At 50.6% G+C, this 23,077-nt stretch carries 17 protein-coding genes and 1 pseudogene; 17 read left to right on the top strand and 1 reads right to left on the bottom strand.

Annotated features, from left to right (window positions below; genetic code table 11):
• Positions 1–69 precede the first annotated feature (69 nt).
• The 17 genes from KF749_02985 to KF749_02905 all read left to right on the top strand — a co-directional run bounded on the left by KF749_02985 (position 70) and on the right by KF749_02905 (position 21,423).
• Positions 70–2,373, top strand: a complete 2,304-nt coding sequence (locus KF749_02985; protein MBX2990113.1) for a DEAD/DEAH box helicase family protein — start codon at positions 70–72, stop codon at positions 2,371–2,373.
• Entirely contained in the window at positions 2,370–2,825 is a 456-nt protein-coding gene (locus KF749_02980) for an endonuclease domain-containing protein (protein ID MBX2990112.1), read from the top strand. The genes KF749_02985 and KF749_02980 overlap by 4 nt, the downstream gene beginning before the upstream one ends.
• Positions 2,822–4,573, top strand: a complete 1,752-nt coding sequence (locus KF749_02975; protein MBX2990111.1) for an SAM-dependent DNA methyltransferase — start codon at positions 2,822–2,824, stop codon at positions 4,571–4,573. Before KF749_02980 ends, KF749_02975 begins: the two co-directional genes overlap by 4 nt.
• Positions 4,573–5,718, top strand: coding sequence for a restriction endonuclease subunit S (locus tag KF749_02970; GenBank protein ID MBX2990110.1), 1,146 nt, complete (start codon positions 4,573–4,575; stop codon positions 5,716–5,718). Before KF749_02975 ends, KF749_02970 begins: the two co-directional genes overlap by 1 nt.
• A gap of 28 nt (positions 5,719–5,746) precedes the next feature.
• Entirely contained in the window at positions 5,747–7,720 is a 1,974-nt protein-coding gene (locus KF749_02965) for a hypothetical protein (GenBank protein ID MBX2990109.1), read from the top strand.
• Between the two features lie 69 nt (positions 7,721–7,789).
• The gene (locus KF749_02960; protein MBX2990108.1) at positions 7,790–8,236 is read left to right on the top strand and encodes a hypothetical protein; all 447 of its coding nucleotides are present in this window, start codon (positions 7,790–7,792) and stop codon (positions 8,234–8,236) included.
• A 275-nt stretch (positions 8,237–8,511) separates the two neighbouring features.
• The gene (locus tag KF749_02955; GenBank protein MBX2990107.1) at positions 8,512–10,215 is read left to right on the top strand and encodes a DUF3696 domain-containing protein; all 1,704 of its coding nucleotides are present in this window, start codon (positions 8,512–8,514) and stop codon (positions 10,213–10,215) included.
• Positions 10,216–10,217: 2 nt separating this feature from the next.
• Entirely contained in the window at positions 10,218–11,144 is a 927-nt protein-coding gene (locus tag KF749_02950; protein ID MBX2990106.1) for a hypothetical protein, read from the top strand.
• Positions 11,145–11,287: 143 nt separating this feature from the next.
• Positions 11,288–11,593, top strand: coding sequence for a hypothetical protein (locus KF749_02945; protein ID MBX2990105.1), 306 nt, complete (start codon positions 11,288–11,290; stop codon positions 11,591–11,593).
• Between the two features lie 968 nt (positions 11,594–12,561).
• Positions 12,562–13,128, top strand: coding sequence for a hypothetical protein (locus KF749_02940; GenBank protein MBX2990104.1), 567 nt, complete (start codon positions 12,562–12,564; stop codon positions 13,126–13,128).
• Between the two features lie 672 nt (positions 13,129–13,800).
• The gene (locus KF749_02935; GenBank protein MBX2990103.1) at positions 13,801–14,745 is read left to right on the top strand and encodes a hypothetical protein; all 945 of its coding nucleotides are present in this window, start codon (positions 13,801–13,803) and stop codon (positions 14,743–14,745) included.
• A 45-nt stretch (positions 14,746–14,790) separates the two neighbouring features.
• Entirely contained in the window at positions 14,791–15,624 is an 834-nt protein-coding gene (locus tag KF749_02930; protein ID MBX2990102.1) for a hypothetical protein, read from the top strand.
• Positions 15,625–15,784: 160 nt separating this feature from the next.
• Positions 15,785–17,995 carry a hypothetical protein gene (locus tag KF749_02925; GenBank protein ID MBX2990101.1) on the top strand — a complete coding sequence of 737 codons (2,211 nt, stop codon included), beginning with the start codon at positions 15,785–15,787 and terminating at the stop codon, positions 17,993–17,995.
• 322 nt (positions 17,996–18,317) lie between these two features.
• A complete protein-coding gene (locus tag KF749_02920; GenBank protein ID MBX2990100.1) occupies positions 18,318–18,863 on the top strand; it encodes a hypothetical protein in 546 nt (181 codons plus the stop codon).
• A gap of 66 nt (positions 18,864–18,929) precedes the next feature.
• Positions 18,930–19,406, top strand: a complete 477-nt coding sequence (locus KF749_02915) for a DUF2846 domain-containing protein (protein ID MBX2990099.1) — start codon at positions 18,930–18,932, stop codon at positions 19,404–19,406.
• Positions 19,399–20,391: a hypothetical protein gene (locus KF749_02910; protein MBX2990098.1), complete on the top strand. Its 993-nt coding sequence runs from the start codon at positions 19,399–19,401 to the stop codon at positions 20,389–20,391. The genes KF749_02915 and KF749_02910 overlap by 8 nt, the downstream gene beginning before the upstream one ends.
• Positions 20,392–20,757: 366 nt before the next feature.
• Complete coding sequence (locus tag KF749_02905; GenBank protein MBX2990097.1) at positions 20,758–21,423, top strand: hypothetical protein; 666 nt, start codon at positions 20,758–20,760, stop codon at positions 21,421–21,423.
• 151 nt (positions 21,424–21,574) lie between these two features.
• Here KF749_02905 and KF749_02900 read toward each other — a convergent pair.
• Positions 21,575–22,708, bottom strand: a pseudogene (locus KF749_02900) (IS3 family transposase).
• Positions 22,709–23,077: the final 369 nt, after the last annotated feature.

Genomic DNA, 23,077 nt, shown 5'->3' with positions numbered 1-23,077 from the left:
TCGTCTCAGCCAACGTATCGAGAACTTGCGGAACGTGAACATCACTAACATACGGGAGCAATCAGGGGAATGTCTCCATCTGAACAAGACGCTCGCATCAAGATAGACGAACAACTCAAAGCTGTTGGTTGGGACCTGAACGACAAGCAACAAGTTCGGACTCAGGTCCCGATTTTTGGCTCGCAGAACGTGGCGGAGCCGACGCCGGGCTATAACCCTACACCGGCTGCCAGGCCAGCGGATTTTTCCTCTGCACACCCAACCGGTTTTGCAGACTATGTCCTTTGCGGGCAAAACGGTCGCCCGCTTGCCGTTATCGAAGCGAAGAAAGAAGCCCTTCACCCCTACATTGCAAAGCAGCAGGCCCTGCCTTATGCCAAGAGTCTGAATGCCCCGTTCATTTTCCTGACGAATGGCGAACTGATCTACTTCTGGGACTACACGAATGATGATGCCCGTATCGTCAATTCGTTTTTCTCGCAGAGGGATCTTGAAAAGATTCTCCACCTTCGTGAAGAGAGAAAGCCGCTCGCAACGATTCCCATTCCGGATTTCTACATCAGACAGGGTGAGCAACGGGAGGTTCGGAGCTACCAGAAGGAGGCGATGCAAGCGCTTGACCATGCTGTGGAGCTTGGTAAGCGACGGTTCCTTATTGAGCTTCCGACCGGAACCGGAAAGACCGATCTTGTCGCGCTGTACCTGAAACGGCTGATCGAAGCCGGACGCGCTGAGAGAATTCTCTTCCTTGTTGACCGGGAGCAGCTTGCGAAACAGGCTCTTGAAGCGCTGCAGGACTTGCTGACCACTCACGGCAGCTACTGGCTGAAATCGGGTGGCGAGCGGCAGGAGCAACAAATCACCGTTTGCCTCTTGCAGACGATGACCTCACGCTACCAGGATTTTTCGAGCGGGTACTTTGATGTCGTTGTTGCGGACGAGTGCCACCGCTCAATCTATGGCGCATGGCAAACGGCCCTGACCCATTTCGATGCTCTGCATATCGGACTTACCGCAACTCCGGCAATGTACATTGAGCGGAATACGTTCCAGTTCTACAACTGTAAGAACGAAGAGCCTGACTTCTCTTTCAGAATTCAAGACGCCTTCAAAGACGGCTATCTGGCGCCATACAAATTCGCTGAAGGGATTACCGTTATCCTTGCAAAGGGTGCGGATGTCGACGAAGAACATTACGACCCCGCCGAATTTGAGAAGAAGTGGACGAACGAAAAGTCCAACCGTCTCATGATGGAAGAGTTCGACAGACTCGCGTGGCAGAACTACCAAGAGCTTGCCCCCGGACAGCAGGTCGGTCCGGGGAAATCTGTGGTCTTTGCAATTACAAAGAATCATGCCGCACGACTTACGGCGATCCTGAACAGTCTTCATCCCGATCTCAAGGGCCGCTATGCCGAAGTCATTACCAGCGACATACCGAACGCCGACGATCTGATTCGCAAGTTCAAGAACGAAACGTACCCGATGGTAGCCGTCAGCGTTGGAATGTTGGACACCGGCTTCGATTGCCGCGAGATTCTTCATCTGGTGATGTGCCGCCGTGTCCGGTCACCGATTCTCTACCAGCAAATGCGGGGACGCGGCACAAGAACATGCCCGAAGATTGACAAGCGGAAGTTTGTTATCTATGACTTCTTCGGGAATCATCAGTATTTCAATGACAGCGACACGGATGTATTCACAGGTACCGGGGGCTATTCCGGCGGAGGGACTCCATCACGACCCAAGACAGCGCGTGAGCTGGTTGAGCTTGGCCTTCAGGACGAATGGCTCTACAGCGTTGAGTATGTCGAAGTGGGCATCAATGGAGAACGTATTGATCGTCGCGAGTATCAGTCCACGTGGGAAGACACCATCAAGAAAACGGCGCCCGATGATCCGATTCTCCAGAAGATTCGCAGACAGGCCGAAGCGGCAAACGAGGATGAACGTGAACGCTATGCCTTGACACAAGAGGAGGAAAACGAACTTTCTCAACGGCTGAACCAGCCAAGGATGTACTTCAACGAGGATAACCTGAGGCGGGCATACCGCAAGCCTGCGGGGACGCTCATTGATTTCATCAAGGAAGTTCTTAGCGGGTCAAAAGTGAAAAGCCGCGAGGAAGAGATTGTCGAGAACTTCCAGGCGTGGCTGGTAACGAAGTCGCTCACCCCCGAACAGGCGCAATATCTTTCCCTTCTCAAGAACCGTGGCATTGCCAAAGGCAAAGTGGATATGGAGGATCTGTTCAAGCCGCCCCTTTCGATACTCAACGCCGCAGGTCTGGGCATCGAGTTGTTTGGCGAGCAAGGCTTGAGAGACGTTGTGAATGATTTGAATGAAACTGTGTTTACGAAGAGCGCGGCGTGACCCTGTTCTACAACAGATCCTCCGAGAAGACCAAACGGCGATTCCTGCGCAACAACATGACCGCCACCGAACGGATTCTCTGGCAACAATTGAAAGGACGGCAACTCGGAGGGTTCAAGTTCCGGCGTCAATTCAGCGTTGGTGCCTTTGTTCTGGACTTCTATTGTCCTGAACTGAAGCTCGCAATCGAAGTTGACGGTGAGAGCCACGACGGCCCGGAGGCTCAAGAGTCTGACCGTGACCGGCAGAAGTACATTGAGCAGTTTCATATTTGGTTTTTAAGATTTCGCAACGAGGAAGTTGAAGGGAATGTAGATGCAGTCGTAGACAAGATACATCGTGCCATTGAGAGGCATTCTGCTTTGCAAGATGCCGACCACCCCCTTGCCCCCTCCTTACATAAGGAGGGGGTTGGGGGAGGTCGCAGAACCATGAACCAACACAACACATGAACACCGAAATCCGTCGTAAACTTGATCGCATTACCGATGTCCTGTGGGCCGGAGGAGTTACCAACCCGGTCACGTACATCGAACAGATATCCTATCTCATCTACTTGAAACTGTTGGATGAGGAAGAGAACTCCCGTGAACTGCAGGGCAGGTTAGCCGGCGGCAACGGCAGGCGTCTCTTTCCGGACCAGGCCGAGCGATACCGCTGGAGCAAGTGGCGCTTCAACAGCGGCGAGAAGCTCGTGAAGTTCGTCCGCGATGAGGTGTTCAACTATATGGCGAACAGCCTTCTCAAAGACGAGCCGCACATTGCCGAGTACTTCCGTGACGCCGTTCTTGAAATCGTTGACCCGAACGTGCTGAAGCAGGTGATTGATGAAATTGACGGCATCAACTTCCGCAAGTTGGGGCCTGATGAGAAGGGAGACATCTTCGAGTACCTGCTGACGCATCTCGGGCAGTCGGCACTCAACGGACAGTTCCGCACACCGCGCCAGATACGGGCTATGATGGTGGAATTAGTGGAGCCCGATTTCGGCGATACAGTCTATGATCCGGCATGCGGCACAGCGGGCTTCCTGATTGACACGCTCGATTACGTTCTTGCCAAGTACTCCGAGAAGCCGGTTGAAGTCCCTATTTACGGCGAAGAGTGGATGGTGGACAAGTATCGCGAGAAGATGGGATTGAAGAAGAACTGCCCGCCTAACGGACGGGCAGGAAACGGAGATGACATTGAATTGCCCCCCGGTTTCATCGAAAAGCTTAAGCAACAGATACCCAAGCTCCAGACTTACCGCAAGGGTAACGGCGACAAAGTCCCCAACTGGGAATTGCTCGAGGCCTCACTCTACGGCAACGATGTCAGCCGCCAGATGATGCGCATTGCGACGATGAACATGGTGTTGCACGGCGTGCCGAGGGCAAACATCAAGCGGGCGAATGCACTCTCCGACCTTGGCGGACTTTCCGACGAAGACCTGCGGCGCAGGTACAAAGTGATTCTCTCCAACCCGCCGTTTGCCGGTGTGCTGCCGAAGGAATCCATCCGCAAGGACCTTCCCACCAACTCGAAGAAAAGCGAGCTGCTGTTCTTGGGCGTGATGATGGAAGCCCTTGCCCCCGGCGGCCGCTGTGCCGTTGTGGTACCCGAAGGACTCCTCTTCGGCTCGACAAGCGCGCACGTTGAATTGCGCCGGAAGCTCATTGAAGAATACAACCTCCTCGCCATCGTCTCTCTTCCGGCGGGAGTCTTCAAGCCGTATGCGGGGGTGAAGACGGGGGTGCTGGTGTTTAGGAGGCCGACCACCCCCTCACTCCCCCTCCTTACGAAGGAGGGGGATGGGGGGAGGTCGAACGACCAACGCAAAATCTGGTTCTACGAAATCAAAAACGACGGCTTCGACCCCGACAAGATCAGCGGAGGCGGACGCGTGGAAACACCGGAGTTGAACGACATTCCCGACCTGCTCAGGCAATGGAAGACATACAAATCCTCCGACTTCACCGCGCCACCCGGAGTTGAAGCAGGCACACTGCTCGAGGCCGGAACCGAAGAACCCAAATGCTGGTGGGCAACGGTTGAGCGGATTGCCGCCGAGGATTACAACCTTGCGGCGGGACGGTACAAGCCTCAGGTGGCGGAGAAGGCGCCGACTGATGATCCAACTCAACTGATTTGTGAAACAATAGGAGTTGAACAGCGAATAACGGAAGCCTTGCGGAAGTTACTAAAGGATGTGGAGTAATGAGCGACTGGCAGACTCTTCCGCTTGGAAAAATATCAATTCTAGGCCCCCAATATGGAGCAAACGCGAAAGCGATTGATTGGTCGGGTTTGCGGCCGAGATACATACGTATCACTGACATTGACGAAAGTGGGAACCTTCGGCCTGACGATGCAGTAGAGGCGGATATAGATGATGAGAGCGAATTCATATTGGAAGAAGGAGATTTGTTGTTTGCCAGAAGCGGCAACACCGTAGGAAAGTCGTATCGCTATTCATCAAAGGACGGGAGAAGTATCTTTGCGGGGTACATGATCAGGTTCCGAGTGAATCCGGCACTTGCAGACTCTCGCTACGTCTTCTACTTCACTCAGTCGTCAACGTATAGTAATTGGGTTCTGAGTAAGAAGCGAGTTGCTGGGCAGCCGAATATAAACGGGACTGAGTATTCATCGTTGAAAATTCCCCTCCCCTCGCCCCCCGAGCAGCGGCGGATAGTGGAGATACTCGACCAGGCGGATGCGCTGCGCAAACTCCGCCGCGAAGCAGACCAACTCGCCGAGCGGATTCTCCCGGCGCTGTTCTACAAGATGTTTGGGGACCCGGTGAGGAATGAGAAGGGGTTGACTAAGAAGAAACTGGGTGATCTCATCAGAGTCAAAAGTGGAGAAGGCGTCGCAGTCAAAAGTCTTCATCCAACAGAAGGCTACCCCGTATACGGCGGGAATGGTATCAACGGCTATCATACAGAGTTTATGTTCGAAAATCCTGTCGTCGTTATCGGTCGAGTTGGTGTTTATTGCGGCGCGGTGTATTACTCAAAGCCCAAATGCTGGGTTACAGATAATGCACTCTATGTTGCCGAGAAAAGCGAAGAGCTACTCGACAGATACTTGACTGAAGCGCTGAGAATGGCCAACCTGAACCAGTACGCCGGTCGTGCGGGCCAGCCACTGATTTCGGGCAGCCGCATCTACCCGATTGAAATTCTTGTCCCGTCGATTGACAAACAAAAGGAGTTTGGGGAACAAGTGGAGATGCTTGAAGAGCAAGCGTACACGAGGACGGAAGCGAAAGACAATCTGGAAAAGTTGTTTTCGGTGCTGCTTCACCGCGCCTTCACGGGGGAGTTGACGAAGGGGTGGAGGGAAACACGAAATTTCTAAGGACTTCTTGAGAGGAGTTGCAGGAAACATGAAAAACGCTTCAGTGTCTGTGCTGTCATCACACAAACTTGCCAAAGGCTTGGCCACTCTTGCATTGCTGAAGGCAAACTATGACTCGGGGATAGATCACCTCGATATGCTTCTTCCATTCGTCGCCGATTGCATAATATGCTTTCCGTATGATGACTTTTCAGCGCAAGACATGAGAAACCTACTGACTGAACGTTACGGTCTGAAAATTCCGACTACGTCGATGCAAATGCTTTTGACACGGGCTAGCAAACGCAAGCTTGTCCGACGAGAAGGTGGTCGTTACTTTCGTGATAAAGTATCACGAACAACGACGCCTGATATTAGCAAACGGTTGAGTGAAATTCAAACCGAGCATGCAGTCATCGCAAAAGCTCTCATGCATCATGCGCAACAACACAACTTAAAGTTGCAAAACGAGGACGATGCACTCGCTCTTCTCTTCGAATTCATCTCACAATTTCACGTAGAATTACTACTTGATCCCTCCACAGATGAGGGCGGCGGCCCAGTCTTCCAAGACCAATTTCGTTCACTAGGGACGAAAGAATTGAGGATCGTAGCTAGGTTCGTACTGGCTGAGTGCCTTGCAAATCAAGAATTGCGGCGGATTGTTCGACGCGTGCTTGAAGGATATGTCCTTCAAAATGCCTTACTACTCAAGGACATATCAACAGCGCAAAGCAGATTCAAAGATCTGACCGCATATTTTGATACGGCGTTTCTACTTAATGCATTGGGACTTACAGGCGACGCAGCAAAAGTGGCCGCAAGAGAATCCCTAGATTTACTAAAAGTTACCAACGTTTCTTTGGCAGTCTTCGATACGACGGTGGAGGAAATCAGGAGAATTCTTCATGTGTATGAGCGCCATTTGGCAACCCAGAAAGGAATTGAAACACTTCGCGCTTATCCGATTACAAGGCACCTTCTTGCTCGACGCTACTCGCCCAGCGATGTACGTGAAGAGTCAGCGATGCTTCGTTCACACCTTCGAGACTTGGGGTTTCGAATAGTGCCAGTGCCGGACCATATTGACAAATTCACTCTTGATGAGGCTGACCTAACACGAAGATTGAAACGCCCAGCAGAAAGTGACACCGAACCACGGGTAGTTCACGATGTAGATTGTGTTGCGTCTGTGCTCACAGTGCGGAAGGGGCGTCATCCACAATCATACGACTCAGCAAAGGCGGTATTTGTAACAACTACTGGGCTATTAGTTAAGAATGTAAAAGAATGGTTCAGGGGTCAAGGCCAAATCGGTGTTTACCCAGTTATTCACAGTTCGGCTCTTTCAAGCATAGCCTGGCTTAAAAAACCTACTGCGATTGCAGACCTCAAGCTCAATGAACTAATTGCGTTATGCTCTGCAGCTCTGGTGCCATCGCAAAGAACGTGGGATTTGTTTGTCAAGCATCTACAAAACATGCGCACGGAAAACCGAATCAACGATGATGAAATGGTCGCGGTAATTGCAAGCGAATTAACGGAGAATCTTCTTTCCCAATTTGATGAAGATGTCGAGCCTGATTCGACTACTCTAACAGAGGTTGTCAACCGTGTAAAGGAATCATATGCAAGTGAAGCGGAAGCGAAAATTGAGAAAATAAGAGGTGAAGCTTCACAGGAAATTGCGGCGGTCCACGCTGAGAAGACACAAGTTCAAGTTCGTCTAGAAGAATCCGAAACTAGGCAACGAGAACTCATGCTCGCCCTACGCGGACGTGCCAAGACAATTGCTCTAATAGTCGGCAAAGTCTTTTTCATCTTTTCGATTGTTGTCCTGCTAGTGTGTCCTTTTATGATTGGGACGATAATCACGGGAATATGGGCCCGAATCATTGGCGGCATTGTTTGGGTATCTGGCGTCGCTGGGCTTGTTTGGGGATGGTACGTAAAGCAATGGCAGAACGCTGTCGAATTTCGGATAGAATCACTTCTCAGACGGTTCTTTCATGTTTCTGAGTAGTCATTGAGTCTAAGAGAAGGGGGCGGGGGATGAGTTCGGAAGAGGATAACAAAAAGTGAGAGGTTGCCCATGCCCACCTACGCCTACCGCTGGGCTGACGGAACGGTCAGCGTTTGCAGCGCAAAGAACAAAGATGAAGCCGCGTGGCTCTTTGATGAAGTCGGCCCTATCTCACGCAAGCTCATCATCAGGCTCAGGTCGCCGGTCCTCGTCACGCTCCGTGCAGATATTGAGAACCATTGGGTGTTGGACAATGAGGGTCCGAAGTTAGGCGAGCAACTCTCGCTGGAGCTTGAGGAGAAATGCTATCCTCACTACAACAAAACGTATTGGGCAGTAATGGAGAAGCTTGAAGAACGCAACGAGAGTTTGGACGCGCATCCTGAGTTGAGAAAGAAAATCGAAGCAGCAATAGCACGTGACAGAAAAGATGCTGAACGGAAAATCAAACAGACCCCGCAAACGCCGGATGTTGTGCTGCTCTATCCCAAGGGGTTGCCGGGGCAGAATAATTGAGGTGTTTCTTGAATCAACTCACACCCGATGGAACTCACCCTAAATCCCTCTCTTGTGAAGAGAGGGACTTATCGAATCCGCGCACAAACCTCCCCTTCTCTTTGAAAGAGAAGGGGGCGGGGGATGAGTTCGACATGAAACGAATGTGTACTGCCTTCAGGGGCAGAATAACTGAGCACAACCCACCCCTCTCCTCCGAGGAGAGGGGACGGGGGTGAGGTCGAAACCACAGAACCCAACAACCACAATCCGAAATCCATAATCCGCAATCCGCAATGATCAAATCCCTCCGCCTCGGCAACTTCAAAGCGTTTGCAGAAACGCAGACCATCCCCATTCGTCCGCTCACGCTTATTTTTGGGGCGAACAGTTCGGGAAAGTCGAGTATTATCCACTCCCTGCTTCTGGCAAATGAAGCAACCAAGACTGGAAAGCTTGATATCAGCCACACGCAGGTAGGCGGTGATGCCGTCGATCTGGGAGGTTTCAGACAGTACATCCATAGAACTGATTCAATGAGGCGACTCTCACTCTGTTTTGAGATGATTGCCCCCGAATCGTTCTCCGTCTTTCACGCGGGTTCCACAATACGATTCGAGATATTGATTGGTTTGGAGCACAAGGAAGAAATGGTGGAAAAGGAATCCACGGATCCACGTACAGGAAAACCTGTAACGATCAGAGTTCCAACGGGAAACCTTGTGCCGGTCGGTATTCCGCGCGTGGAATCCTTTTCAATTGCAGTCGACGGCAAGGATATTGCGCAAGTCAGCAGTCCGAAGAATGGCATGTACAAACTTAACCTCATCGCTTCGCATCCATTGATAGTGGAGTTGATACAAGCACTTGTTCTTATGTCAACTACGGTAACTGTGACAAGTGATCATGACGTGAAGCAAGTGCAGGCCCATCTTGTTGAGTTCATGGCAAGCGCCGGCGTCTTCTTCAAAGGGATACTTCCTGCCCAACTGGGGTTTGCCGGGGAGGGACCGGAGGAAGGCCCCGACAGAATAATTCCAGTTGGGCGCAGTACGCGTACAGACGATATCAATGCGGCAATCGATCTGTTCCTTCCGGGCAAGCTCTCAGATATGGTGTTGTCTTCTACAAAAGAGCTCGAATCCTGGCTTTCGTCTATCGTTTACCTCGGGCCGTTACGTTCCTATCCGGAGCGACATCTTGCCTTCTCCAAGGAACTCGATGCCAACTGGCAAGCCGGCGGAGGATACGCTTGGGACATTGTTCGTCGCAATTTTGAAGTTCGCAACATGGTCAACAATTGGCTTGGCCCCGACCGTCTCTCAACCCCCTACGCCCTTGTCGTGAGAGATCTCATCGCTGATACCTACCTCTCTGAAGAACTCGATGCGATGTTTGACGAGTACAATGACCGTCTGCTTGAGAGAATCGATCTCTCTCAAGTGGAAATGAAAAAGGCCACGAAAGAAGAAATTGAAGCATTCTTTCGTGAGCCTTCGCGAGGACAAGAGTTGGCAAGAAAACTTGCTCAAACATCACCCGACCAAATCAGAGACCTCGTGTTGATTGACCTGCGCACAGACACACCCGTCAGCCATCGTGACGTGGGAATAGGTATAAGCCAAGCATTGCCAGTTCTCGTTTATGCGTTTGCAAATGAGAAGAAGACTATTGCCATCGAACAGCCGGAAATTCATCTTCACCCGGCCTTGCAAGCCGAACTCGGCGATGTGTTCATTGAGTCTGCTTTGGGTGAACGGAAGAACACGTTTATCTTGGAGACGCATAGTGAGCATTTGATACTGAGGATTCTGCGAAGGATCAGGGAAAGCTCCGAGAAAAAAGTTCCCGACATAACCCCGAATGATGTTCAGGTTCTTTATGTTCAGCCCGGAGCCAATGGTTCTGCGGTGATTCCATTAGATATCACGCCGGAGGGAGACTTCGTACAGAAATGGCCCGGCGGTTTCTTCGCAGAGCGGGCGGAGGAGCTGTTCTAGCCATGGTATTCGAATATGCAATCGAGCCGGCCTCCATCAGTAACTGGCAAGACTTCCGCTACGTTGTCGACCATTGCGGTGTCCACAATGGCCGTATTATCGCCGAGTACCCCGAGAAATGGAAACGTGTAGTCTATCGGGCATGCAAAAAGGCCTGCAAGGAAATCGAACTCAAACGAATCGAAGAAAGGCTCCACACAATAGGCGACCGGCTCTGCAAGACCGATCGTCACTACTCGGAAACTCTTGATTGGTTGGCAAATGCAGAGCAGGCACACAAAGCGGAACCGTTTCATGCTATTGTTTCCTATCAGAACCCACGAAGCCATCCGAATATTCTCATAGCGAAGGATCTATCGGAAGAGACGCCGCTGTGGAACACGCCCCGCCAGCGGAATGTACAACGGAAAGCAGAGCCGATGGCAGCTGCAATCGGTCGTTTGCTTCAGATGAGTACTGAGATTCTCTTCGTTGATGCACACTTCGACGCAGCCGAGGAGAGATTTCGAAGACCCCTTGAGTTGTTCCTCGGCAAAGTTGCTCGCGGCACTGTTCAAAAGACGAGAATCGAATATCACCTGCTTGCTTCGGGCAATCTGGACAAGGCGAAGTTTTCAAAGGGGTGCACCCAGCTCTTGGGGAATATTATTCCAAAAGTTCTCAGCGTCAATTTCGTTCGTTGGAAGAGGTTTGAAGCTTGGGAACAAGGTGCGGGAGGAAAAAGAATGCATCCAAGGTTTATCTTGACAAATCTTGGAGGTGTTCTGGTCGAATGGGGGCTGGATGAAGGCCCTGATGGGGACAACGTTGACATGCACTTGCTTGAGCAGACTCAGTACCGTTCTCATTGGGCTAACTACCAACGTGAGACATCACCCTTTGAACTCGTTGATGAAAGTATCGTTGTCGGCACCAAGGAGAGCTCATGAAGTACACCTTACCTTTCTTTCTTCATGGCAAGTGCTCCGAGCGTGTATACCAGAAATGGTTGCATGCAAAAGCGAATGCCCATGTCCGCCGGGACAGAAAGCGCGGGAATACTACTGCAAAGGTTGGGAGTTACAAGAAAGCCATTCACGCAGCTGTCACAGCGAGCAATGGTGTGGATGCGTACACTGGTCTTCCACTCAAATGGGAACTCATTTCCCGTTACGATAATGATGCAGCTCAAGCTGGCGGAAGAGCGTATAAGAAGAACTTTGGCGACCTGCCAACCGTCGATCACGTGGACGATGGTATGGATGCACCGAACTTTAGGATCTGCTCATGGCGCGTGAACGATGCAAAGAGTGATCTCAGCCTGGCAGAATTTGTCCAGCTATGCCGTGAAGTGCTGGGGCACGCAGAATCAAAGACAAAACGCTCACGCCAACCCTGAAGAAACGTACTGCTTACTCTCGGCTGTCACGGCAAATACGACACTCCCTGCGCCGTTACAGACCGCCAAATCGGTTTTGCCGGGGCTGCTCGTGGGACTTTTTTCTTCTTGTTGTCCTGATTGCCAATCCCCGGTGGGTTGATTGCTGCAAGTGGGCGCGGAACACACCCCGTCCCGATTCTCCCGACAAGTCGGGATCATCGGGACACCCCGACTGCGCCAAAAAGCGGCTCCGTCGGGGCAAGCCCTCTCCCCAGCACACATGCCAGCACAAAGAGGGGAGTAGTTGTTGAGCGCTGAATCTGAGATGCGATTGTCACACCCCGTCCGACTACGCAAAAGCGTGCTTCGTCGGGACACCCCGACTGCGCCAAAAGCGCTCCGTCGGGGCAAGCCCTCTCCCGCCACAAAGACGGCGGGCAGGCAAGAGGGGAATGGGATTGAGCGCGGTAAAGAAAATCCGGTGAACACACTCCCCTCTGTGTGTTGGCGTGAGCGTTTGCGAGAGGGGAGACGGAGGCCTGCCGCGCCGAAGTGAAACGGAGGCGGGGGGTGTGTTTCGAGAGCCGCGTGTACACACGCCCCGGTCACGAGCCGCCGGTGCAAAATTTTCCTCTGAGGAAAGAAGTACATCCCCATTTTTACCTCTCTCAGATCCCCATCCTCAATTTTCTTGCTACACTTCAGCAACGAATTGTTTTGGCACGCCATCTGTGTAACCGATCTGTAGAGATCGTCAACAGTCAATACCAAAAAGCAACGGAAAGGCAACAAGGTAGCAAGCAAGTAGCGACAAGATAGCAAGGAAGTAGCGGACAAGTAGCAAGAAATGTTCTTTGAGACAAGTACACCGGAGAGATACGCCCGGAGTAGTGAGTGGTTCCGGGCATTGCACGACGACGAAGAAAACACTCAGGCCGGAGTGAATACCTAAATCATACATCAACCACTAATTGAAAGGTACTACAATGGCAACTCCAAGGTTAGGCTCATTCCTCGACGGTCTCTCGGGCCGGATGGGAAACGTCGTCTTCTACGAGAGCTACGGGAAAGCGGGGATGCGGCGCAAGCCGAAACGGAACGCCCCGTTTACGGAGAAGCAGGTTACACAGCAAGCCCGCGTGCGTCTTGCGGGGCGCTACGTGAAACTTGTTGCTGCCGATCCGGAAGCCCGTGCACCGTACGACGAGGCGGCAAAACTCAGAAACCGTCCCGTAGCTGGTCTCATCTCCGGCGATTACCTGAATGCTCCCGAGGTCAACTCCATCGACCTCTCGCAGTACAACCGTGAGCCCGGAGGCACAATCATCATCGGTGCCACAGACGACTTCGAAGTCACGAGCGTCAAAGTCCGCATCAACGACGCGAACGGCAACGAAGTGGAAAGCGGCAACGCGGTGAAGGAGGGAGGCTTGCTCGACCGGTGGGTCTATACCGCAACAGCGCAGGTCCCTGCGGGACAGGCGTACTCTGTTGTGGTAACGGCTAACGACCGTCCCGGCAACATCGGAACGAAGACGGAGACCGTGCAGTAGATCCGCTGGTAGGGAAGATACAGCGCGGCGACTTCCGTGTGCACACCGCCGCGATTGCGGAGTATCTGATGTTAGAGATAACATGAGAAGTACAATGCAAAGAACAAAATAAGATGCCCCGCAGACGTGCGGGGCATTTCTGTTTTTGGAGGGATCGTGCTCGCTGCGTCAATCCAAAACAGCAAGGGGTACCGCGTGAACGATACCCCTTGGGCTGTGCCCGGAACAGGACCCGTCCACAAAGCGGACGAGGTTCCTGACTATGTTTGTGCCCGGAACCCACCAAAATCTAAACTCACACGCTTGAAGGGCTGTGCCAGCAACCCACCAAAATCTTTGCTCACACGTTCGCACTATCATACCGTGTTTGAAATGATAATCTAAGGATGTCACAGTAGCGAAGACGCAATTTTTCTTCAGTTGCCCGGTAGCCCTTATCGAATTCCTGCTTGCATCCCTCATCCCCCTCAGTTGATTTTCTTTCCAGACCTTGCTGATGATGCACGGCAGGGGCCGCCCCAATCTCTTCGGTTTCTATTGTAAATCATCATCTCTCAACGTATCTTTAGTCTACACATTCCGGAGTTAGTTCATGATTCCCCGTCTCCGATGAGCTTGAAAGAAATCATTTCGGGTGCTATCTCGCCTTTCCCCTCACAAAAATGTGTTGGTTTGGTATTCGAAGAATTTCACAAGATCGCCATTGCCTACTTGTACACCAAACAGAAATCCGGCAGGCTGGCAGGGTTCCTTCTTCATCTTTCTTTGGAAGACTTTGCGGTTGATTGCATTGCCGAACTCTTCGAGAGGGACAAGGAAAACAAATTCACTAGACTGGTTGACTATTATTCTCAATTCTCCATTGCGGCAATGGATGAAACCGCTCTCTACGGCATTACCCGAAGACTCGTATTCAGCGAAGTATCGAACCGAATCTTCAAAGCGTACGGCGAGTCTGACCCAAATCTTCGCAAGTTGATTCGAAATTTGAAAGATACAAAATCGTCCTCCCGGGCATCAGTTAAGCTCGTGAATGACAAATGGTGGGTTTGTTTTGGTGATGCGAACCCGTCTGCGTTTACGCTGCCATTGATACCTCCCGAGCTGTTGGAAGTGTATCTTGTTCCTTTGGTGAGTGCAAATCGGAACTTGAGGGTGCTTCTCAATGATCTTACGAAACAGCTCGCTGATCAGGCCTGCTACAGCAGGGCATTCCCATTGGTTGGATTCGCACAGATTCTTCTTTCGGCCTTTGAAAGTCTCGGCGAAATGAGCTCCATTGCCTCCGAGGACGATCGATCATTTGAGCAGCAAGAGCTACGAACGTTTCTCGAGGAATGCATAGCAACAGTCAAATTCGACAAGAAGCAAAGCTATGTAGGCAAGAACAAAATTGAGGAAACCATGTACTGCATCTACTTCGATGTGATTTCAGAGTCTCTGGAGGCTGAGTTCATTCATAATGATGGGGACGGTACATCGTTATTCGCCAGATTGGCGGACAAATGCGACAACCTCTCCAGAGAGACGTACCACGCAGTGCATCGAGTATTCTTAGAGTATCTATTGAAAGAAACACGTGCAGCTCTCCTTAAAAAAGTGAAAGATGAGCTCTGATTTTTCTGCACGGCATGCTAACCGTTACGAATCAGATTGGGGAACATGAAACACATTGATGAAATTATATTAGAGCGTTACCTGCGTGCCCCGGATACCCTTCACGAGGACGAGGTTGCAGCAACGAGAGAACACCTGCAATCCTGCCCAGTATGCCTCAAGGCTCTTGAATTTCTGCAGTCTTTTTATTCCGAGGTGGAAGCTCGTCCATATGTTCGGACACCGAAGGCGGCCGCTTTTGTACACTCCATTTTTCCGGTGAGTGGAGTTGTTCCGTTGCGCCCTCTCGTATACAAACCGGGGCCAAGAGCGGTCCCTTCAGGTTTCACAACTGTATTAGCTGCCGATACTGCAATAGAGCATCGCTTTGAATCGTTTGCACTACATTCCGAAGAAGAGAGTATTGTTGCCCGCATTCTGTATGATAAAACGCACGGCACATATAAGCTCTACGTTCTGACCGATGATGTACGAAAGCGGGAATATGGGATCGTCGTCTTCCCGGAACTTGCAGTAGAGTGTGTTACGGACATGCAAGGGTTTGCCGAGTTCAAGGTTCCGGCGACGTATCGGACAAAGGAAGTTGCAGGAATGCCTGCATTACTTTACACGGCTGCCGCTCATTTTGAGTATTCCAAGGAAGATGTTGTCAATCACGAAGGCCATTCTCGATCAAGTGAGGCCGACTTCACGCTCTCTGTGCATTATGACGGGGCCACCCTTCACCTTAATGCACAGTCAGCGTCTGAGAAGGAGATCACAAGGGCGCTGATAACTGACGGTAGCGGGAGAGCACTTCTTATCCCCTTAAAGAACGGGGCGGGAACCTGCACAATGGCGAGTATTCCCGATACACTTGCAATCAGGCTCTACTGTTGATTCAACTTTGCCGTGAGTGCCAACCACTGCTTATGAACTGGATAGCTCTGAACAATCTTGTAGTGACGTAGTGAACTCCCCCCTTGATATCGAACAGCATTTTCAAGACCTGAAGCACCTGCTTTCTTTTCCATCTTCAGCCCGCCAGCATTTGTTCGCGATGGCCAGATTTCTCGGAATGCTGAATAAGAGTCAGATTTCCAGAGAACCGTACCTCACAGAACTGACCGAGTATCTTCCAAACATCCTGTCAAACGCCGATCTGACTGGATGTGATCCCGAAGATGTGTTGTTGGTCCACAATGATATTGTGGTCTTCCGTGATTACGGCATTGACATCAACGAGATGAAGCTCGCTGCTGCGACATTGTTTGCATATGCTGGAGAGCTTGCCAAAGCAATGTCTGTGTTGCAGGAAGGCAACCTGCAACCTTGGGTCACGGAAATCCAGACAAATCCGTCAATTCCCCCCTTGAATCGTTTGCGTCAGGCAGTGGAAAGGTCCACGGATGAGAAGACGACTTCTGCCCTGAAGAAAATCGAAGCCATCTGGGTAAAGGCAATATCCGGAGCCAATCGTAGTGTGGTGATTCCTGTTGTCGAGCATTCCCTGGTAAGGGTACATTCAGAACAGGGTGACAGCGGCCTCCGTCGTGTCAGCGTGGAGGTCCTTGGTGAATCTCGTAATGGTAAAGACCAAATTTATGCAGATGTTGCTGTGTTTGGAGCCGACACAACCTCAGCCGACATCATTGCCGCGCCAATCGCAGCCACCCGCAATCTGATTACAGAAAAGTATCCCGAAGCAGCCAAGCATTTTGTTGCCGGCAGATTGGTTTTTGAAGACGAACATGCTATGCACGAAGGACTCTCGGCAAACCTTGGCATAGCGGCGCTTACCTGCTGTGAAATACTCCGTTCATCGATGCAGCGGGAGTACTATCGGATCAGACCTACAGTTGCGTTAACGGGTGCCATTGACGAAAAAGGTTACGTGCAGGAGGTCAAGTCGGCAACCCTGCCCGAGAAGGTGAAGGCAGCCTTCTTTTCATGGATTGAATTTCTTGTCCTTCCGAAGCTACAACTTGCTGCTGCTGAAGAAGCACTTTGCTCATTGACGGAAAAATATCCACATCGAACTCTCACTCTTGTCGGCGTCACTGATTTACGCGAGGTGTTTTTCGACCGCCGGCTTTCCGACCTGGTTCGTGTTCCCATTCACAAGCACGCCGCGCGAAGGCTATGGAAGTGGCGGTTCCCGATTGCTGCGGCAGCCTTTCTCTTTCTTGTTGTCGCTTTCTGGCGATTGTGGTACGGTCCGCTCGACAAGAATCCAGTTGGATTTGAATTTAAGGGTGGGATGTTGTTCATAAAGAACAAGCAAGGCCAGACAGTGGACGAAATATGGGTTGGTGAGACAATCGTAAAGGGCTCAAAGGATGACGATCTTCGGCGTCCTCGAACGGTGTTTGTAGGTTTTGCCGACGTTGATCATAATGGGGTGAGCGAGGTTATTTGGGTGGCAAGCGTTTTTCCTACAAGAATTGACTGTAAATCGATAGGCACCAAAACCCCTCTTTGGTCGAAAGTCATGGAGAAGACTCTCCACTTTCCGCATAACACCGACGTGAAAGGGAAAGAGCTGGTCCCAAACGCGCTCATTGCAGGAGATTTTGATAATGATGGCTCTTATGAAGTCATTATTAGTGGACGCCTCTCGCCGTTCTTTCCCGGCATTGTTATGAAGCTCGATGCAGCAACCGGGAAAGAACTAGCGCATTATGTTCACATTGGTCACTTGGTGGATATACTGCCGTGGGACTTGGATGGGGATGGTATCACAGAAATCCTACTGTGTGGAACTAACAACGCTTTGCGATCTGCGTGTGTTGTTGTACTTGACCCTCGTTTCATGTCAGGACATTCTCCGCTCACTGCTGAGTATCAAGTGGATGGGTACGATGCAGGCACCGAGCGCTCTTACATCCGGATACCAAGAACGGTTGTTGGCGAGGTTTTTGGGCTACGAAACAAGTACAATTGGGCGCGGCGTATCTTTTACGAAGATTCATCTACCTTCGTTCTGAGGTTGGAGGATGCCGACATCGATGGTGAGCGTCAGGAAGACCGACTGTCCCCCTCACTATGGGCGTACTTCAAAACGGACCTCACCGTTACCGGCATCGGTACTGGAGACGATTTTGATCTTGTTTATGAAGATCTCATGGAGAAAGGGCGCATACGACGCTTGGACCGAGGGCTTTACATGAGCGAATACCAAAAATCAATCCGCTATTGGGATGGCGAAACATGGCATGACAAGCCGGTTTCTAACAAGAGGTATGTCGAGGCGCTGAAAAGCGTGAAGTAACGTTACCATTGTGCATCCGTTGTCAAGGAAGCCAGACTCAAAAAGTCTGGCTTTTTTTCTGCGTACAAGGCAAGCCGGAACGAATACCAAGTGAACGAGTGGTCGGTGCCAAACCACAAGCACACTGTCCAATCTTGCTTCCGTCCTTTCAGTTCGATCTTCGCTACTGTCAAGCTTGAAGAATGAGACAATCGAAGAGATGATCTGAATATTCAAATTCCGTTGCAGGAGATTCCATCTGGCGCTGTAATGATGATCATAGTCGTTCTATTCGCACAACAGCAGAATCAACTGTACATTCAATATCATCAGTGAGGTTAACATGAAAGAGATAGCTATTTTCGTACTTCTGGTCACGATGAACCAGTCATCATTCGGGCAAGGAAATGAGCGTGTTGAAGCCAAAGCAATTAACAAGGGTAGAATCTATACTGCTGATAACGTTCTTATCAATGGACAGCACATGGTCTTAACTAGTGATTCCGTCGAGTACTATGTAAAAGACTCTCCGATTAGGTACGCAATGAGTTTGAGTGAAGTCGCGAGGATGGAAGAGTATAGCGGCGACTATGGACTAACCGGAGGGGTGGTTGGCGCTCTCATGGGCGGTGGCATTGGGTTAGCTATTTCGTTGGGGAGTGAACCTGAAAAGTCAAACCTTCCTGGCTTGGTTACAGATGAGGAGCTTACGACTGCGCTCATAATACCGCTCGCCGTACTTGGAGGCGGGTTGGTTGGTTACTTAATAGGACAGGCCATTGAGGATTGGAGTACGGTTTACAGCAAGAGCTCCGCGCTTCTAAGGGGCCTCAATATCAAACGACACCACAATGGTGGATTGGCCGTATCCTATAACGTTTTTTTCTGAAAGCAGTTGAGATGTGCTGGGTCGTCAGTGTAACTGCCCTATACTCTTGCTGGGAGGAAACTTCTTTTGAGACAAATTGACACGTTCCATTTGGGGTTGCTCTTTGCCATTACCTTATCAAGTGTCGGCTGCTCTTCAAGTCGTGGACCGCTTTTCAAGGAGGTGGCCGGCATCCCACATGGTCGCAGCATTGCATATCTCTATCGTCCTGACGATGGCAAAAGCACCGAGTTCGACCTGAAGGTTAATGGTGCAGAAATCGGTATTCTGGAAAGGATGGGATACTTTCCGGTGGTCATTGAGGAAGGGAAAGTCGAAATTACTTCTGCCGTCCGTTTCAAGCTGTTTGTTACGGGGATCCAGGCTATTGGAGGACCAGCCAAGTTTGTCTTCAAGGCAGAGGCAGGTAAGACGTACTATGTGGAGTGCCTTGCAGATCAGTCAGACGGACAAAGGCTATCAATATCAGTTGTTCCAGGGAAGTATGGGCGTATCAGAATAAGAGAATGCACCCTAATACTTGGAGATGTGAATCATGAATAAAACACTCTTATGCCTGGTCTTCCCTACAATCATATCAGCAACAGCCAACTCCACTTGGATTCTCGAATCGCCGACAGCAGATACAACCCGAGCGGTGACTAGCGAGAAGGCCGCGCAGAGCCAAGAAACTCAGGACGTCATCATGTTAAAAGGTGGCAGCAACATTCGAGGTAAGATCCTGAGCTACGAGCCCCTGACTGTGCAACTCGCTGATTCAAGCCTTGTCACACTGAATATGAACGACGTTATCTCAATCACCAGAGAATCGAGCATGTCGCCGGTGCCTCCATCGAGACCCCCTTCAAGGCCTCCCTCAAGACCTTCCACTGCAGAACGGCCACCATTCGATTCAGAGTTTACCCCGACCGGGACATATCCTGAGAAAAGCAATTCCGTGTCGCTGTTTGGTGGTCTTGCAATGCCAGTGGGCAATTTCGGTGAATCAAATATAAGCACTCCTGATGCCGGATTCGCGAAATCGGGTTTTGCTGCAGGCATAGAATGGAATAGCAGCGGACAAACCATTCAGGTGCTGCTTGGTACCGTAGTTTCGTTTAACGGCTCAGACTTTGGTACTGTGATCGCAGGTGTTGGTTCGGTGTCGCCGACAGTCACGGTCAATGTGGAGTCAGGCTCATGGACAGGAATCTGGCCAATGTTAGGAGTCCGTGTGATTGGGGCAATTTCGCCGACCGTCAGGATACACGGCGAAGGATTGCTTGGCGCGTTAATTGGGCTATCACCTGAAATCACCCTCTCCGCGCGAAGCACAACTGGCCAAAGCGCTTCGGTAACCATTGAGAGAGCTACAGCTACTGCTGTTGCCTACGGCGGTGGAATCGGGATTACGATTTCGCATTTCGATCTTTCAGTTCGCTATTATGCTAGTTCGCCTGAATACGAATTCAAATCCGGTGGTCAGACAATAGGCAAAGGCCAGCAACCCTCATCTCTTATCCTTGTAACGGCCGGAATAAGCTTCTAACGCGTACGTGATATCATGCAAGGACATTGGCTCGCTAATCAAGAAAATGATTGTCTCATTTGTCGTTTTCATCACCTTTGTCCTGCTGCAAATCAGGGAGATCTTCGGATTATCAGTATGGTCATTCGCTATCTTGTTCCTGCTCGCCCTAACTTCTTCATTTGCGGTGTTTGCGATTCTTTCCAAGGACGCTTTGAAAGTTCTGTCACAACTGATTATCCTGCTGATGGTGTTTTCACGTAAGTCAAGATGACGTTTGAAGAGAACCTGCTAATCAAGGGAAAGAATTCGGTGAAAACTGCAAACATATGATTGCGATAATCCCCCTCACGTCGAAAGTCTCATATTACCTTGGGAGTCAACAACATGGGCAAGCGGTATTCATTTTTACTCCTTCTGTTCGTTTACTTCATCAATGTCTTAGCAGGATGTAGTGCAAGTACTGCATATTCTCAAGCATCGGCTGATGCGGCAACGAAGAGGTTATCGAGCCTGTCAGAGAACCTCACTGCAAATGATGGAAGTACGGCCTTAAGTGAAGCAAAAAAAAACAATCACAGTGAAATTGTGGAGCTGCTCGAGAAGCCTCATTCTTCTACCGCCAGCCGGAAAGGAAGGGCTGTTATGCCTTACACTGCCACGCAGAATAGTAAAGGCCTTGGTTCTCAAACCATTGAATATCAGATCAATTTCGTCGGAACTACCACGGGTGCAGGAGGCCAACTTATGATGCAGGGGAAGGGAACCTATTTGATCAACCCGAAACTCGTTCTTGTCAGTTTCCCAATATCCGAGATCACTTCAAAACGCATCACGTTGGAGGCCAAGGACACAGTGCTTAGCTTTGATATCACACCAGTAACAAAGCTATGTAGGAACACGAAGAAAGTAACTTGGAGTTCCTTCAAAAAAGGAGATATGGTAACAGTCTGTTCACCGAAGGGCAAAATGACTGCAACGAGTATTCGTTTTGGTCCTGCCCTTTTCAAGGCAACCCTTCAAGGCACAAAACTGCAAGCATATGGTTGCTAATTCCCGCATTAGCTACTAGAATCTTGTCGCTTGGAAGGAACGTGGATTATGGTACCAGCCAGAAATTTCATGAGAAGCAGAAGCCAACTATGCGACAATCTGAGATCACCGGAAATAGTGACCTGCCCCCAGTTGTAGTGCCAGTGTAAAGTTAGTTAATTTGCTCAGCCACTGGCAAGCTAAGATATTGGTGTACTTCTGGCGCCGGTGGACGGTATCCCAATGAACTGTGTGGTCGAACCGTGTTGTATGCCTTCCTCCATCGTTCTGTGATCACCCGTGCCTCCAGAATAGTATCAGAGATTTCTCCATTCAATAATTCATCTCTCATTTTTCCGTTGAATGATTCGATGTAGCCGTTCTCCCATGGACTCCCTGGTTCGATAAAGAGTGTCTTGACGCCGAGTCGTTTCAGCCAATCACGGACTATCGCCGCTGCAAATTCCGACCCGTTATCAGAGCGGAGGTAATCCGGTACTCCGCGTTCAACAAACAGTTCCGACAATTCATAAATCACATCTACTGCTTTCATCTGTCTGTCGATGCGAATCTTCAAACACTCGCGTGAATACTCATCTAGAATGTTCAATATCCGTATCGGCTTGCCATCACTCGTACGATCTGCAACAAAATCGTAGCTCCACACGTGGTTCCGATACAACGGACGTAACCGTATGCATGACCCATCATTGAACCACAACCGTCTCCGTTTGGGCTTGTCGTTGCGGCACTTTTAAGCCTTCCTGGCGCCATAGGCGTTCAACGCGCTTGTGATTCACTCGCCAGCCTTCGTCCCTCAGTAACACCGTTACTCGCCGATACCCATAGCGTCCGTACAGACACGCCAAGGCAACAATCCGTTTCCGCAACGGTTCCTCATCGCTTCGGCGTGACGCCTGATGACGTTGTGTTGTTCGCGGCTGCTCTAACACGCGACACGCTCGTCGTTCGGATACGTGAAGTGCCTCCACAATCTCTTCCACCGCCCGGCGCCGTTTGGCCGGGCTCAGTAGTTTCCCCGGGCCGCCTCCTTCAAGATGGCATTATCGATCGAGAGATCTGACACCACCTTGCGCAACCGACTGTTCTCATGTTCCAACTCTTTCAGCCGTTTTGCTTGATCAACGCGAAGACCGCCATACTCTTTCCGCCACTTGTAATATGTTGCATCACTGATACACAACTGGCGCATTACCTCTTCCATCGACATCCCCTTTGCTTGCAACACTTCTGCTTCGCGAAGTTTGCCGATGATTTGCTCTGCCGTATGTCTCTGTTTGCTCATTGCTGCCTCCTTTTATCCAAGATAACACTTGGAACGGTTTATTGGGGGCAGGTCAGGTAGATACAGCGCGGCGACTTCCGTGTGCACACCGCCGCGATTGCGGAGTATAACTGATGTTAGAAATAACATGAGAAGTACAATGCAAAGAGCAAAATGAAGCGCCCCGCAGACGTGCGGGGCGGTTCTGTTTTTGAAGGGATCGTGCTCACTGCATCAATCCAAAACAGCAAGGGGTACCGCGTGAACGATACCCCTTGGGCTGTGCCCGGAACAGGAACTGCACACGATAGCGTATTTGGTCTGCTGCCTGAGGAACTTCTTTGTTCTACGATCTTAGAAACATTGAAATGAAACGACTTCGTCCTGTAC

This window comes from Bacteroidota bacterium (genome assembly GCA_019637975.1).
Taxonomy (GTDB): domain Bacteria; phylum Bacteroidota; class Ignavibacteria; order UBA10030; family UBA6906; genus CAADGV01.
This window is presented reverse-complemented; position numbering and strand designations above follow the sequence as displayed.